Source organism: Streptomyces sp. NPDC034111 (assembly GCF_055575375.1).
Genome location: NZ_JBVIST010000001.1, coordinates 1,067,572 through 1,080,994 on the forward strand (window position 1 = coordinate 1,067,572; position 13,423 = coordinate 1,080,994).

The 13,423-nt window shown below is 69.4% G+C and carries 10 protein-coding genes; all 10 read right to left on the bottom strand.

Annotated elements, in window-relative coordinates:
- On the bottom strand, positions 1–1,215 hold the full coding sequence (gene rodA / locus ACZ55A_RS04750; protein ID WP_468833417.1) for a rod shape-determining protein RodA: 1,215 nt from the start codon (positions 1,213–1,215) through the stop codon (positions 1–3).
- Positions 1,212–3,356 carry a penicillin-binding protein 2 gene (gene mrdA / locus ACZ55A_RS04755; RefSeq protein ID WP_468833424.1) on the bottom strand — a complete coding sequence of 715 codons (2,145 nt, stop codon included), beginning with the start codon at positions 3,354–3,356 and terminating at the stop codon, positions 1,212–1,214. Before mrdA ends, rodA begins: the two co-directional genes overlap by 4 nt.
- A complete protein-coding gene (mreD, locus tag ACZ55A_RS04760; protein WP_468833431.1) occupies positions 3,353–4,069 on the bottom strand; it encodes a rod shape-determining protein MreD in 717 nt (238 codons plus the stop codon). Before mreD ends, mrdA begins: the two co-directional genes overlap by 4 nt.
- 3 nt (positions 4,070–4,072) lie before the next feature.
- Entirely contained in the window at positions 4,073–5,005 is a 933-nt protein-coding gene (gene mreC / locus ACZ55A_RS04765) for a rod shape-determining protein MreC (RefSeq protein ID WP_468833436.1), read from the bottom strand.
- A gap of 302 nt (positions 5,006–5,307) precedes the next feature.
- On the bottom strand, positions 5,308–6,327 hold the full coding sequence (locus ACZ55A_RS04770; RefSeq protein ID WP_003985182.1) for a rod shape-determining protein: 1,020 nt from the start codon (positions 6,325–6,327) through the stop codon (positions 5,308–5,310).
- A gap of 294 nt (positions 6,328–6,621) precedes the next feature.
- Positions 6,622–7,035: a nucleoside-diphosphate kinase gene (gene ndk, locus ACZ55A_RS04775; protein WP_468833441.1), complete on the bottom strand. Its 414-nt coding sequence runs from the start codon at positions 7,033–7,035 to the stop codon at positions 6,622–6,624.
- Positions 7,036–7,143: 108 nt separating this feature from the next.
- The gene (locus ACZ55A_RS04780) at positions 7,144–7,488 is read right to left on the bottom strand and encodes a DUF4233 domain-containing protein (RefSeq protein WP_468833446.1); all 345 of its coding nucleotides are present in this window, start codon (positions 7,486–7,488) and stop codon (positions 7,144–7,146) included.
- A gap of 2 nt (positions 7,489–7,490) precedes the next feature.
- Complete coding sequence (gene folC / locus ACZ55A_RS04785) at positions 7,491–9,005, bottom strand: bifunctional tetrahydrofolate synthase/dihydrofolate synthase (protein WP_468833450.1); 1,515 nt, start codon at positions 9,003–9,005, stop codon at positions 7,491–7,493.
- Between the two features lie 101 nt (positions 9,006–9,106).
- On the bottom strand, positions 9,107–10,555 hold the full coding sequence (locus ACZ55A_RS04790; protein ID WP_468833455.1) for a peptidoglycan D,D-transpeptidase FtsI family protein: 1,449 nt from the start codon (positions 10,553–10,555) through the stop codon (positions 9,107–9,109).
- 212 nt (positions 10,556–10,767) lie between these two features.
- The gene (locus ACZ55A_RS04795; protein WP_468833461.1) at positions 10,768–13,416 is read right to left on the bottom strand and encodes a valine--tRNA ligase; all 2,649 of its coding nucleotides are present in this window, start codon (positions 13,414–13,416) and stop codon (positions 10,768–10,770) included.
- Between the last annotated feature and the right edge of the window lie 7 nt (positions 13,417–13,423).

The following is a 13,423-nucleotide window of genomic DNA, read 5'->3' on the forward strand; positions in this document are numbered from 1 at the left end:
TCAGCGGGACGCCGACAGGGGCCGCCCCACACGGATCGACTGGAGCAGCCCTATGGCGATCCAGACCGCGAACATGGACGTGCCGCCGTACGAGACGAACGGCAGCGGAAGACCGGTCACCGGCATGATGCCGAGCGTCATGCCGATGTTCTCGAAGGACTGGAAGGCGAACCAGGCGATGATGCCGGCGGCCACGATCGTGCCGTAGAGCTCGGTGGACTCGCGGGCGATCCGGCAGGCCCGCCACAGGACGATGCCGAGCAGCAGGATGATCAGGCCCGCGCCCAGGAATCCCAGCTCCTCGCCGGCGACGGTGAAGATGAAGTCCGTCTGCTGCTCGGGGACGAACTGACCGGTGGTCTGGCTGCCGTGGAAGAGGCCGGAGCCGGTCAATCCGCCGCCGCCGATCGCGATCCGGGCCTGGTTGGTGTTGTAGCCGACGCCGGCCGGGTCGAGGCTGGGGTTGGCGAACGCGGCGAAGCGGGCGATCTGGTAGGCGTCCAGCAGCCCGAGCTGCCAGATGGCGACGCAGCCGACGACGCCGGTGCCCGCCAGGCCGAGGATCCAGCGGTTGGAGGCGCCGGAGGCAAGCAGGACGCCGAGGATGACCGCGCCCAGCACCATGACCGAGCCCAGGTCGGGCATCAGCATGATGATCACGACCGGGACGGCGGCCAGGCCCAGGGCCTGGACGACGGTGCGGTGGTCGGGGTGCGGGCGGTCGCCCGCGTCGACCCGGGACGCCAGGATCATCGCCATCCCGAGCGCGATGGTGATCTTGGCGAACTCGGCGGGCTGCAACGAGAAGCCGCCGGGGATCGCCAGCCAGGACCGCGAGCCGTTGATGGTGGCGCCGAGCGGGGTCAGCACCAGCACGGCGAGCACCACCGACAGGGCGTACAGCACGGGGACCGCCCCGCGCAGGGTGCGGTGGCCGAGCCAGATCGTGCCCCCGGCGAGGGCCAGGCCGATGCCGACGTTGAGCAGATGGTGCAGGAAGAAGTAGTACTCGTCGCCCTTGTTGAGCTCGGTGCGGTTGCGAGTGGCGGAGAAGACCAGCAGCGAGCCGATGAGCGAGAGCAGCAGACAGGACGACAGCAGTATCCAGTCCAGCTTGCGCAGCACCGAGTCCCGCGCGGTCAGCTTGCCCCAGGTGCCGAGCTCGGGGGTGTAGCGCCGGACGGAGAACGCCCGGGAGGTGCGACTGGTCGTCACTGTGGGCTCCCCGAGGGTGACGGCGACGGCAGGACGTACGGCTTGATGGGCTGAGCCTGGATCGTGCCGTCCTTCTCGATCTTGGGGAGGGACGCCTGCGGCTTGGGGAGCAGGGCGCGCTTCGGGTCGATATCGCCCTTCTCGTTGAGTCCGTACAGCGCGTTGTAGATGTTGCGGACGGCCGGGCCGGAGGCACCGGAGCCGGTACCACCCTGGGAGATCGTCATGACGATCGTGTAGTCCTTGGTGTACGTCGCGAACCACGAGGTGGTCTGCTTGCCGTAGACCTCGGCGGTACCCGTCTTGGCGTGCATCGGGATCTTGTCCTGCGGCCAGCCCTGGAAGCGCCAGGCGGCGGTACCGCGGGTGGCCACACCGGCCAGCGCGCTGTCGATCTGCCGGAGCGTCCCGGGAGAGTCGGGCAGCTTGCCGTGCGGCTTGGGCTTGATCATCTTGATGTGCTTGCCGTCCGGGCTGACGATCGCCTTGCCGACGGTCGGGTCGTAGAGCGTGCCGCCGTTGCTGAGCGCGGCGTAGATCGTCGCCATCTGGATCGGGGTGACGAGGGTGTCGCCCTGGCCGATGGCGTAGTTGATCGAGTCGTAGGCGTGCAGCTTCATGCCTTCGAGGCAGCCTTCGCGGGCGAGCTTGGTGCCGAAGTCCTTCTTCTTCGGCCAGGCCTTGGCCTGCTCGCACCAGCCGGCCTTGTTGGCCTCCCAGAAGTCGTGCTTCCACTTGCGGTCGGGGACCCGGCCGCGGACCTCGTTGGGCAGGTCGATGCCGGTCTCCTTGCCCAGGCCGAACTGGTGGGCGGTCTTGTAGAACCAGTCGTGGGCGTGCTTCTTCGGCTTGTCCCCGCCGTCCTTCTTCCACTCCTCGTGCGAGAGCCGGTAGAAGACGGTGTCGCAGGAGACCTCCAGGGCACGGCCCAGGCTGATGTCGCCGTGGCCCTCACCCTCGAAGTTCTTGAAGACCTGGCCGCCGATGCTGTACGAGCTGGTGCACGGGTAGTGGCCGTCGAAGTCGTAGCCGGCGTTGATCGCGGCCGTGGTCGAGATGACCTTGAAGATCGAGCCGGGGGCGGCCTGTCCCTGGATGGCGCGGTTGAGCAGCGGGTAGTTGGACTTCTTTCCGGTGAGGCGGGCGTAGTCCTTGCCGGAGATCCCGCCGACCCAGGCGTTGGGGTCGTAGGAGGGGTTGGAGGCCATCGCCACCACCCGGCCGGTCTTGGCCTCCATGACGACCACGGCGCCCGAGTCCGCCTTGTAGTTGGTGCCGGTGTTCCTGTCGTGCACCTTACGGGCGTCCTTCATGGCCTGGTCGAGCTGCTTCTCCGCTATGGCCTGCACACGCGCGTCGATGCTGGTGATCACGCTCGAACCGGCCTGGCCCTTGTCGTTCTGGGCCTGGCCGATGACCCGGCCGAGGTTGTCGACCTCGTAGCGGGTGACCGCGGCCTTGCCGCGCAGGTAGTTGTCGTACTGGCGCTCCAGCCCGGACCGGCCGATCTGGTCGGAGCGCAGGAACGGCGAGTTGGTGTTCTTGGCCTTGTTGATCTCCTCGTCGGTGACCGGGGAGAGGTAGCCGAGGACCTGGGCGGTGTTGGCGTCACCGGGGGCGGCGTAGCGGCGTACGGCGGTGGGCTCGGCGCTGATGCCGGGGAAGTCCTCGGCGCGTTCGCGGATCTGGAGGGCCTGCTGGGTGGTGGCCTCGTCGGTGATCGGGATCGGCTGGTACGGCGAACCGTTCCAGCACGGCTGCGGGGTCTTGGAGTCGCACAGCCGGACCTTGTTGCGGATCTCCTGCGCGGACATACCGAGCACCTTGGCGAGCCGGCCGAGCACCGCCTTGCCGTCGTCCTTCATCTTCAGCAGGGCGGTACGGCTGGCGGAGACGACCAGACGGGTCTGGTTGTCGGCCAGCGGCACCCCGCGGGCGTCGAGGATGGAGCCGCGGGTGGCGGGGTCGACGACCTGCTGGACGTGGTTGCTCCGGGCCTCGTTGGCGTACTCCTGGCCGTTGCGGATCTGGAGGTACCAGAGCCGCCCGCCGAGGGTCAGCAGCAGGGAGAAGACCAGGATCTGGATCGCGATGAGCCGGACCGTGACGCGGGAGGTCCGGGTCTCCGGAAGGTTGCTCACAGCCGCTTGACCCCCTTGATGCGGCCCACCTTGTCACGGGCCGACTTGCCGAGCAGTCCGCCGCGCTGGCTGCCGATCCGGGCCCCGGGGCGGACGGACTTCATGGCGCCGCGGCTGGCCTTGAGGCCGGTGCCGGTGGTGAGCCAGCCGTAGCCGGCGTCACGGCCGCCGGCCGTGCCACTCGGACTGGTGCCGTCGCCGACCAGCGCCTCATGGTCCGTTCTGCGTGCCAGCGCCATCACCAACGGGACGGTGAAGGGGGCCAGCAGCAGGTCGTAGAGGGTGGCGCTGAGCAGCAGTCCGACCAGGCCGACGTGCCGGGCGGCGGTGTCGCCGACGAGCGAGCCGACGCCGGCGTACATCAGCGTCGAGCCGACCGCGGCGCCGAGGACGACCATGAGCGGCAGGGTCGCCGAGCGGTGCTGGCCGGAGTCCGGCTTGGTCAGGCCGGCGACGTAGCCGATGATGCACAGCACCAGCGCATAGCGGCCGATGGCGTGGTCGGACGGCGGCGCGACATCGGCCAGCAGCCCGGCGAAGAAGCCGATCAGCGAGCCGGAGACATGGCCGTAGACCAGGGCCAGCCCGACGACGACGAGCAGCAGCAGGTCCGGTACGGCGCCGGGCAGTTGGAGCCGCGCGAGGATGGTGACCTGGATGACGAGGGCGACGACCACCAGCGGGGCCGAGAGCAGGATCCGGTTGATGCGCATCGGTCAGCTCCTGGGGGAAGCGCTCGCGGAGGGGGTGGCCGTGACGGTGACCGTCGGTGTCGGCTTGGGCTTCGCGGGCGCGGGCGGCAGGACGGTGTCGCGCGGGTCCTGCCGGGGCGGCTGGACGACGACGCCGACGATGTCGAGCTGGGAGAAGGAGACGAAGGGCCGGACCTGGAGGGTGCGGGTCAGATCGCCGTTGGACGGCTCGACCTTGACGACCCGGCCCACGGGCACACCGGGCACGAACGGCTTGTCCCTGCTGGAGCCGAAGGTGACCAGCCGGTCGCCCCGCTTGACCGCGGCCCGTCCGTTGAGGAGCTGAACGCGCAGCGAGCGGACGCCCTGCCCGTTGGCGAAGCCGATCTCGTTGGTCTTCTCCATACGGGTGCCGACGGTGAAGTCGGGGTCGGCGGCCAGCAGCACGGTGGAGGTCTCGGCGCCGACGGTGGTGACCCGGCCGACCAGGCCGTCGCCGTTGAGCACCGTCATATCGCGGGCGATGCCGTCGCGGCGGCCGGCGTCGATGGTGACGGTCCAGGAGAAGCCCTGGGCCGAGCCGATCGCGATGACCTGCGCGCCCTTGATGGCGTACTGACCGGTGCCCGCGGTCTTGAGGATCTTGTCGAGCTCGGCGGCGCGGCTGCGATTGCGGTCGGAGGAGCCCAGCTTGGCCTTGAGCGCCTCGTTCTCATGCTCCAGTTCGGCGATCCGGCTGTGCCGCCGGCCGGAGTCGCGTACCGCGCCCACCGCGTTGCCGACCGGGTTGACGACGCGGGCGACGCCGCTCTCGACCGGGCCGAAGGCGGAGGCGGCGGCCTGCCGGACGCCGTCGAGCGGGGACTGTTCGCCGCCGCGGATATCGACCGTGATCAGCGCGAACGCGATCGCGACCAGCAGCACCAGCAGCAGCCGGCTCTCTCGTGTGTCCCTCACGTGCGGCGGCCGTGTCCTTCCTCGTAGGACCGGCCGGCTGCGGGCCCCGCCGGTCTCGTTCGGGAGTTGAGCGTTGTGCCTTGTTGTGACGGTGGCGATGGCGAGGGGGGAAACGTCAGCGCACCGTATCTGTCGGGCTGTTGTGCCTGTATATCAACGATCCGTGGAGACGATCCGTGGTGGCGGATGCGTCTGCACGGTCCGTATCGGTGGCCCGCGGGCGAATCGGCTGATTTCGCCATGGTGCCCGACGGCCGCGGACGCCGCATGACGGCCGCGGCGCGGGTCGGGACGCGGGCCTGCTACCTGCGCGGCTGGGAGTCGAGGACCTGCTGAAGCGCCTCGAACTCCTCGACGCACTTGCCGGAACCGAGCGCGACGGAGTCGAGCGGGTCCTCGGCGATGTGGATGGGCATTCCGGTCTCGCGGCGCAGCCGCTCGTCGAGGCCGCGGAGCAGGGCGCCGCCTCCGGTGAGCACGATGCCGCGGTCCATGACATCACCGGACAGCTCCGGCGGGCACTTGTCGAGGGTCGTCTTGACCGCGTCGACGATGGAGTTGACCGGCTCCTCGATGGCCTTGCGGACCTCGGCGGCCGAGATGACGACGGTCTTGGGCAGACCGGAGACCAGGTCGCGGCCGCGGATCTCGGTGTGCTCGTCCTGTTCGAGGTCGTACGCCGAGCCGATGGTGATCTTGATGCTCTCGGCGGTGCGCTCGCCCAGCAGAAGGCTGTACTCCTTCTTGATGTGCTGGATGATCGCGTTGTCGAGCTCATCGCCGGCCACCCGGATGGACTGCGCGGTGACGATGCCGCCGAGCGAGATGACCGCGACCTCGGTCGTACCGCCGCCGATGTCCACGACCATGTTGCCGGTGGCCTCGTGGACCGGCAGACCGGACCCGATCGCGGCGGCCATCGGCTCCTCGATGATGTGCACCTGGCGCGCGCCGGCCTGGGTCGAGGCCTCGATGACCGCGCGGCGCTCAACTCCGGTGATACCGGAGGGAACGCACACCACGACCCGGGGCCGCGCCAGATAGCGCCGCTTGTGGATCTTGAGGATGAAGTAGCGGAGCATCCGCTCGGTGATCTCGAAGTCGGCGATCACACCGTCCTTCAGGGGCCGTACGGCGACGATGTTGCCGGGCGTGCGCCCGATCATCTTCTTCGCCTCAGCACCCACCGCGAGGATGCCGCCGGTGTTGGTGTTGATGGCCACGACCGACGGTTCGTTGAGGACGATTCCGCGGCCCCTGACGTACACCAGCGTGTTGGCGGTCCCGAGGTCGACAGCCATGTCACGGCCGATGAACGACATGTTGTTCCCCATGAGGATACGTCTGGCCTTCCCAACTGGAGCGAATGCTTACTGGAGGTCGGCAGGAGGTGATGCGCTGTGAGGCGCGGAAGCCTCCATCGTAGTTCGTAGTGCGCCCACTCGAACACGTCGGGAGGCTGTTCCGCCATTGTCAGCCGTACACGCACCCGCCCCCCTTAATGGTGACGTCGTGTCGCGGTGATGCGTTCCCCCGATCGAGTTTCATACACCAAAGGGCGACCGATGATTTTGTCGGTCGCCCCTGGTCACGGGGGGTTTACAGCTGATGATGCGTCAGGAAATCCCAGGGAAGAAAATCTTGATCTCACGCTCGGCGGACTCTTCGGAATCCGATGCATGGATCAGATTCTCCCGGGTGATCGTTCCGAAGTCCCCACGAATGGACCCACTCGGCGCGGCAATCGGGTCAGTCGGACCGGCCAGCGCCCGCACGCCTTCGATCACCCGCTCACCCTCGACGACCATCGAAACGACCGGTCCGGAGGACATGAAGTCGACCAGCGGCTCGTAGAAGGGCTTGCCGACATGCTCGGCATAGTGCTGCTCGAGGACCTCGCGGTCCAGGCTGCGCAGCTCCAGCGCGCTGATCGTCCAGCCGGCCTTCTTCTCGATACGGCCGATGATCTCGCCGATCAGGCCGCGCTTGACGGCGTCGGGCTTGAGGAGGACGAGGGTGCGCTGGCTCACGAAGGGACTCCCTGGATATGAAGGTCGGTCAGCGGGTGCCCTGAGGTTACAGGGCCGTATCCAGGCCGTACGCTGCCGGGTACGGCGCCGCATCCGGCCACCCGCGGCTCAGCCCACGGTCGGCGCCTCGGCCACCCAACGGGCCTTCGCCGCATCGATCTTGCGGCCGAAGTGGACCGAGGCCCACCACAGGGCCGCGAAGACCGTGCCGAGGAAGAACATCGTCGGGACGACGAAGCCGCTGGCGATCAGGGCGAGCTGGAGCAGCCAGCCGAGCTGGACGCCGCCGGGGCGGGTCAGCATGCCGCACAGCAGGATGCTCAGCAGCATCGCGATCCCGCTCACCGTCCAGATCGTGGCCGTCGGCAGCTCGGTCATCTGCATCGCCACCAGCCCGGCGAAGCCGATCACGAAGAATTCCCCTATCAGGGTGCTGGCACACAGCGTGCGCATGATCAGCTCCTCCCCAGCAGCAGCCGGGCCTCGCCGACCGTGATCACCGAACCGGTCACCAGCACACCCGCTCCGGAGAACTCGCCCTCTTCCTCCGCGAGGGTGATCGCCGCCTCCAGGGCGTCATCGAGCCGCGGCTCGACCTGGACCCGCTCGGCGCCGAAGACCTCGACCGCGACCGCGGCCAGCTCATCAGGATCCATCGCACGATGGCTGGAATTACGCGTCACCACGATCTCGGCGAAGATCGGCTCGAAGGCCTCCAGGAAGCCCCGGACGTCCTTGTCGTCGCTGGCGCCGACGACGCCCACCAGACGGCTGAAACCGAACGCCTCGGTGACCGCCTCGGCCGCGGCCTGCGCGCCCGCCGGGTTGTGCGCGGCGTCCAGCACGACCGTCGGGCTGCGCCGGACGACCTCCATCCGGCCCGGCGAGGCGACCGCGGCGAACGCGGAGCGGATGGTGTCGATGTCGAGCGTACGGGCGTGCTCCGAACCGACGCCGAAGAACGCCTCGACCGCGGCGAGCGCCACCGCGGCGTTGTGCGCCTGGTGGGCGCCGTACAGCGGCAGGAAGATCTCGGGGTACTCGCCGCCCAGCCCGCGCAGCGTCAGCATCTGGCCGCCGACCGCGACCTCACGGGAGAGCACCCCGAACTCCATGCCCTCACGGGCGACCGTGGCATCGACCTCGACCGCGCGCTTGAGCATCACCGACGCCGCGTCCACCGGCTGCTGGGCCAGCACCACCGTGGCGTCCTTCTTGATGATCCCGGACTTCTCCCCGGCGATCTGCTCGGGCGTCTCCCCCAGCCGGTCGGTGTGGTCCAGCGCGATCGGGGTGATCACGGCGACATCGCCGTCGATGACGTTCGTCGCGTCCCAGGTGCCGCCCATGCCGACCTCGACGACCGCGATGTCCACCGGGGCGTCCGCGAAGGCGGCGAACGCCATCGCCGTCAGCACCTCGAAGAACGACAGCCGGTACTCCTGCTGGGAGTCGACCATCTCCACATACGGGGCGATGTCCCGGTACGTCTCGATGAAGCGCTCGGCGGAGATCGGGCTGCCGTCCAGGCTGATCCGCTCGGTGACGGACTGGACGTGCGGGCTGGTGTAGCGGCCGGTGCGCAGGTCGAAGGCGCCCAGCAGGGACTCGATCATGCGGGCGGTGCTGGTCTTGCCGTTGGTGCCCGTGATGTGGATGGACGGGTAGGCCCGCTGGGGGGAGCCGAGGATGTCCAGCAGCGCCTCGATGCGCTGGACCGACGGGTCGAGCTTGGTCTCGCCCCAGCGTCCTGCCAGCTCCTCCTCGACGGCGCGCAGCGCGCGGTCGACCTCCGGGTCGGCCGGCCGGGCGGGAATCGGGTCCCCCTGCGGCGGGCCGGCCTGGGCGCGCAGGGTCCGGCTGCCGGCCTCGATCACCGCCAGGTCAGGGTCACGGTCGGTCTCCGCCTCGACCAGCTCGTCGAAGGCATCGGTGGGGTCGGGGTCGTCGTTTCGAGGGCGCTCGCTCACGACGACAAGTCTACGAGGCACCTGTGACAGCGGTGCGCTGCGCTGCCCGGCACCGTCCTACGCCGCCTCCCGCCCCGGCTGCCGCCCCCGCCGGCCGCCTCCTACCGCAGCGCCGCCTGCATCATCGCCCGTGCGACGGGGGCCGCCAGCCCGTTGCCGGAGACCTCGTTGCGGGCCGCATGGCCGTCCTCGACCATCACGGCGACCGCCACCTGGCGCCCGCGCGCGTCCTGGGCGTACGAGACGAACCAGGCGTAGGGCGTACCGCTGTTGTCGACGCCGTGCTGGGCGGTACCGGTCTTGCCGCCGACGGTCAGTCCGCCGATCTTCGCGTTGCCGCCGGTGCCCTCGTCCACGACCGTCTGCATCGCCGACCGCAGCTGTGCGGCCGTACGCGCCGACGTGGCCCTGCCGTACGTCCGCGGGGCGTTCTGCTGCACGGTGGTGCCGCCCCCGTCGGTGAGCTTGTCGACCAGCTGCGGGCTCTTCAGCTCTCCCCCATTGGCGAGCGCCGAGACGACCATCGCCATCTGGAGCGGGGTCGCCTGGTCATCGAACTGGCCGATGCCGGAGAGCGCGGTCTGTGCCTGGTCCATGTCCGAGGGGTAGACGCTCTTGGCGGCGCGCACCGGGGTGTCCACCTTGCCGTCGTTGAAGCCGAACTTCTCGGCCTGCGCCTTCACCTTGTCCTTGCCCAGGTCGACGGCCATCTTGGCGAAGACGGTGTTGCAGGAGTACTGGAGCGCGGTGCGGAGGGTCGCGTTCTTGCAGGGTGCGGAAGCGCTCTCGTTCTTCAGCGTGGTGCGGGTGTGCGGGAGGGTGTACGGGTCGGGGCTGTCGGTGGGCTCGTCCACCGAGGAGTACAGGCCGTTCTCCAGCGCGGCCGCGGCGACCACCAGCTTGAACGTGGAGCCGGGCGGCAGCGGCTGCCGCAGCGCCCGGTTGACCTCGGGGTCGTCCGGGTCGGCGGACATCTTCTGCCAGGCCTTCTGGTCGGCCCCCGAGGACCCGGCGAACGTCCCGGGGTCGTACGACGGGGTGCTGACCATGCCCAGGATCCGCCCCGTGGCCGGGTCCATCGCCACGGCGGCGCCCTTCTTGCCGCCCAGCGCCCGGTAGCCGGCCTGCTGCACAGTGGCGTCGATGGTGGTGGCCACGTCGCCGCCCTTGGCCCTGGTGCGGGTCAGCGCGTCGGCGGGGCTCTGCAACCGGCTGTCGGAGCCGTCCAGGAGGTCGCCGTAGAGGCTCTCCAGCTGGTTGCTGCCGAAGATCTGCGAGGTGAAGCCGGTGACCGGGGCGTAGAGCGGGCCGTCCTTGTAGGTCCGCTGGTACCGGAGCGTGGAGGAGGTGGCCTTCGATCCGGTGACCGGCTCCCCGCCGACGAGGATGTTGCCCAGCGGCGCCGCGTACTTGCCGATCGCCACCCGCGGATTGTGCCGGTCCTCCTTGTAGTCACTGGCCTTTGCGCCCTGGATCCAGGTGGCCCAGCCCATCAGCGCCAGTATCAGGGCGAGGCAGAACACCGAGACCCGTCGCAGTGGCTTGTTCACGGTCGCGGCTCCTCGGTGCTGGACGTGCGGTGCGGCCGGAAATCCGGCATTCCGCACCCCACGGTGCCCCGGCATGATGAGAGCGCCATGAGAGCGCCCACCGCGAGCGGCCTTCCCGGTGGCCACGCCGTCAGCCTGCGGCCCCAGGGCACCTCGGGAACGCCGCAGGCCCCCCGCCCGTACGGACGAGGGGCCTGCGGCAAAGACCGGTGCTACGCCGTGGGCAGCGCCTCCAGCTGCGCGGTGATCCGGACGATGTCCGCCTCCGCGGCCGACAGCCGGCCGCGGATCTTCTCCACGACCTTCTCCGGCGCCTTGGCAAGGAACGCCTCGTTGCCGAGCTTGGCGGTGGCCTGCGCCTTCTCCTTCTCGGCGGCGGCCAGGTCCTTCGTCAGCCGCTTGCGCTCCGCCGCGACGTCGATCGCGCCGGACAGGTCCAGGGCGACCGTCGCACCCGCGACCGGCAGCGAGGCGGTGGCGCTGAAGCCCTCACCGGCCGGCTGGAGCCGGAGCAGCGAGCGCATCGCGGCCTCGTGGGCGGCCAGCGCCGTACCGGACAGGTCCAGCTGCGCCGGGACCTTCTGGCCGGGCTGGAGTCCCTGGTCGGAGCGGAACCGGCGGACCTCGGTGACGACCTGCTGAACGGTCTCGATCTCCCGCTCCGCGGCCGCGTCCCGGAAGCCACCCGGGGCGTCGGCCCCAGCAACGAGCACAGCCTTCGGCCAGTCGGCGATGACGACCGACTCACCGCCGGTCAGCGCCGTCCACAGGGTCTCCGTCACGAACGGCATGACCGGGTGCAGCAGCCGCAGCGTGACGTCCAGGACCTCGCCCAGCACCCGGCGCGAGGCGTCGGCGGCCGGGCCGCCCGCCATGAACGTGGTCTTGGACAGCTCGACGTACCAGTCGAAGACCTCGTCCCAGGCGAAGTGGAAGAGGGTGTCCGACAGCTTCGCGAACTGGTAGTCGTCGTAGTGCGCATCGACCTCGGCGACGACCGAGTTCAGCCGGGAGAGGATCCACCGGTCGGTCGCCGACAGCTGCTCGGCGGACGGCAGGTCGCCCTCGACGGTCGCACCGTTCATCAGCGCGAACCGGGTGGCGTTCCAGACCTTGTTGGCGAAGTTACGGGACCCCTGGACCCAGTCCTCACCGATCGGCACATCGACACCGGGGTTGGCGCCGCGCGCCAGCGTGAACCGGACGGCGTCCGATCCGTACGCGTCCATCCAGTCCAGCGGATTGACCGCGTTCCCGAACGACTTGGACATCTTCTTGCCGAACTGGTCACGGACCATGCCGTGCAGCGCGATGGTGTGGAACGGCGGGGTGCCGTCCATCGCGTAGAGCCCGAACATCATCATCCGGGCGACCCAGAAGAAGAGGATGTCGTAGCCGGTGACCATCACCGAGTTCGGATAGAACTTCTCGACGCTCGGCGTCTGCTCGGGCCAGCCGAGCGTGGAGAACGGCCACAGCCCGGAGGAGAACCAGGTGTCCAGAACGTCGGTGTCCTGGTGCCACCCGTCACCGCTCGGCGGCTCCTCGTCCGGTCCGACGCAGACGACCTCACCGTTCGGCCCGTACCAGACCGGAATGCGGTGACCCCACCACAACTGCCGTGAAATGCACCAGTCGTGGAGGTTGTCCACCCAGCCGAAGTACCGCGACTCCATCTCCTTCGGGTGGATCGCGACCTTGCCCTCGCGGACCGCGTCACCGGCGGCCTTCGCCAGCGGGCCGACCTTGACCCACCACTGCATCGACAGCCGGGGCTCGATGGTGGTCTTGCAGCGCGAGCAGTGCCCGACGGAGTGCGTGTACGGGCGCTTCTCGGAGACGATCCGGCCCTCGGCGCGCAGCGCACCGACGATGGTGCTGCGGGCCTCCAGGCGGTCCAGCCCCTGGAACGGCCCGTGCGCGGTGATGACCGCGTGCTCGTCCATGACGGCCAGGCTCGGCAGGCCGTGCCGCTGGCCGATCTCGAAGTCGTTCGGGTCGTGCGCCGGAGTGACCTTCACCGCACCCGTACCGAACTCCGGGTCCACATGCTCGTCCGCGACGACCGGAATCCGCCGCCCCGTGAGCGGCAACTCGATCTCGGTGCCGACGAGATGGGCGTACCGCTCGTCCTCGGGGTGAACGGCGACGGCGGTGTCGCCGAGCATCGTCTCCGCGCGCGTGGTGGCGACGACGATCGACGCGTCACCCTCCCCGTACCGGATCGACACCAGCTCGCCGTCGTCGTCCTGGTACTCCACCTCGATGTCCGAGATGGCGGTCAGACAGCGCGGGCACCAGTTGATGATGCGCTCGGCGCGGTAGATCAGCTCGTCGTCGTAGAGCCGCTTGAAGATCGTCTGGACGGCCTTGGACAGCCCCTCGTCCATCGTGAACCGCTCACGGGACCAGGCCACACCGTCGCCCAGGCGCCGCATCTGCCCCGAGATCTGCCCGCCGGACTCGCTCTTCCACTGCCAGACCCGCTCGACGAACGCCTCCCGCCCCAGGTCGTGGCGCGAAACGCCCTCCTTGGCGAGCTCGCGCTCAACGACGTTCTGGGTGGCGATACCGGCGTGGTCCATGCCCGGCTGCCACAGGGTCTCGTACCCCTGCATCCGCTTCCGCCGCGTCAGGGCATCGATGAGCGTGTGCTCGAACGCATGCCCGAGGTGCAGGGAGCCGGTGACGTTCGGCGGCGGAATGACGATCGTGTACGGCGGCTTGTCGCTCTTCTCGTCCGCCTCGAAGTAACCCCGCTCTACCCAGCGCTCGTACAGCGGCCCCTCTACATCGGCCGGCGTGTACTGAGTCGGCAGTTCGGGGGCGCTGTGGTTGCTCTGCTGAGTGTTCTCGGTCACGACGCAC

What these genes read in the sequence shown, in the direction of transcription:
- mreD (WP_468833431.1), bottom strand. Translation starts at nt 4,069, where the DNA reads ATGCGCATCAACCGGATCCTGCTCTCGGCCCCGCTGGTGGTCGTCGCC.
- ACZ55A_RS04770 (WP_003985182.1), bottom strand. Translation starts at nt 6,327, where the DNA reads ATGTCGTTCATCGGCCGTGACATGGCTGTCGACCTCGGGACCGCCAAC.
- ACZ55A_RS04780 (WP_468833446.1), bottom strand. Translation starts at nt 7,488, where the DNA reads ATGCGCACGCTGTGTGCCAGCACCCTGATAGGGGAATTCTTCGTGATC.